2 protein-coding genes are annotated in these 1,971 nt (G+C 63.8%); both read right to left on the reverse strand.

What is annotated here, in order from left to right; all coding sequences use genetic code 11:
* On the reverse strand, window positions 1–844 hold an 844-nt coding region (locus ACLD7X_RS16480), incomplete at its 3' end, for a hypothetical protein (protein ID WP_411424771.1).
* A gap of 39 nt (window positions 845–883) precedes the next feature.
* On the reverse strand, window positions 884–1,971 hold a 1,088-nt coding region (locus ACLD7X_RS16485), incomplete at its 5' end, for a hypothetical protein (protein WP_411424772.1).

The following is a 1,971-nucleotide window of genomic DNA, read 5'->3' on the forward strand; positions in this document are numbered from 1 at the left end:
ACGACACCTCGCCGCGTTCGATCCACCACGACCCGCTGGCGCCGCCCGCACCGCCCGTCGCGGGCGCGGAATAGTTGGGCGTGCCCGTGGAAATGGCGCTTTCCAGGAAGAACAGCTGCGACTGCAGTTCCATCGCCGTCTCGGCCTGCGCCTCGTTCCAGGGCGGATCGCCCAGATCGGCGTACTGCAGCGACATCTTGGCCATCTGCCCACGCCTGATCGCCGCTGTCGCAAGATCCAGCGCCTCTGCATCCGAGGGCAGGGGCGTGTTTTCCCTGGCCCGCTTCTTGATGGCCGCGATCATGTTGCGGGCGGCCTTTTCCAGGGTGTCAAAGCTTTTGTGGTCCGGGGTTTTCGACACCACCGTCCCGGCCTGGATCAGTGCCAGAAGGTCCTTGTCGGTCTTCACCGCCTCGCGGATCGCGTTGGGGTTCTTGATCCGGGTGGCGGGAAAGGCCGCGCGCTTGACCAGTTCCATCGCGGGTTTCAGCGTCTGGTGTACCTGCGTCTGACCCTGCAGCCGCGACGCTTCCTGCTGCATTGTCAGGGCGCGCTTGGTCATCAGTTCCATCGCCTCCTCGGCCTTGGCAAGCGCCGGGGAATTCGCGGTCAGGTCGCCCGCGCGATAGGACAGCCTCACCTCATTGAACAGCCGGGTGACGATTTCCACATGCTTGGGGTCCAGCCCCTGGGTGCGCTGGATGAGGTCGAACTTGCGTTCCAGCGCGAGGAAGCGCTGTGTCACCTTGGGGTCGATGTCCTCGATCTGAGCCTCGGTCATCTGGCCCTGGCGGCTGAACTTTTGGGTCGCCAGCGTCAGCGCCTTGTCCAGGATCACGCGCACCTCCTCGCGTTCGGTATCCGACAGGGCGGTGTCGGTCGTCTACTGCGACACCATCTCGCCGTGGCGCGCGATGAAGCGTTTCCAGCCCTCTTCATGCTTGGTGGGGTCCAGCCGCTGGATCTGATCGGCCAGCTTTTCCCAGAAGGCCAGATCGGGATACTTGGCCTTGGCCGATACCGGCGCGACCTCGGCCGCTGCGATCAGGCGTTTGATCTGGTCGTTGATCTTGGTTTCCAGCAAGCCGCGGTCGTGGTCTTCCAGCGTGTTGTCGGCGCTGACGCGTTCGCGCAACATCTTCAGGCGCCCCACCAGCCCGTCGATCGTGCCTTCGATCTTGACCGTGGGCGACTTGACCATCGTGTCGACCGCATCGTCGAACTTTTCCAGCATCTGGCCATAGACCACGGCCCGGGCGTTCGGATCCTCGGTCTGCGGCTGGGGCGTGCCGCCGTCTTCTTCCTGCGGCTCGATGTCATGTTCGTCGTCCAGGGTCACGCCGCCGCCGCGCATCACCACCTTGATCGTCATCTCGGCATGCAGGGCGACCGCGTTCTTGACCGACTTGGCGCTGCCCGGCACCGGCTGTTCCGGCGTTTCCAGCACAAAGCGCCCGGCCTCGAAAAAGATCCTGCCCTGGAAGAACGGTGCGCGCTTGCCGCGCATCTCGAAGGCCTTTTCCAGATCGGATTTCTTGGGTGTCTTGCGGCACACCACAAAGCCGGCCGTGGGCTTGCCCGGCACCAGCACGAAGTTCCACGCCTTTTCGGGGTCGACCACCTGCCGCACCTTGGCCATCGACTTGGCCAGCGTGCTGTCGTCGCCTTCTTCATCGGCGTCCTCGGCCCGCTTGTCGAGGCGCGGCGCCAGCGATTGCAATTCGCCCTTGGCGGTGGAAATGGTCGTCTCGAGGAAGTCGACGATCTTGTCGAACTTCTTCTGCGCGGTCTTGACCTCGGTCGCCTTGGCGACGATGGCCTGCAAGGTGCTGGCCATGCGCACCACGTCGTCCTTCTTCTTGGCCGAGGCATAGTCGTCCAGCGTTTCGGACACGCCCGTCTTCTTGACGGACTTGTGGTCTTTGTCGTCCAGCAGCCTGCGCCAGTCTTTTGTCGACAGATAATCGGGCA

It is taken from the genome of Aphanothece microscopica RSMan92 (assembly GCF_046613545.2).
Taxonomy (GTDB): Bacteria; Cyanobacteriota; Cyanobacteriia; order PCC-6307; family Cyanobiaceae; genus NIES-981.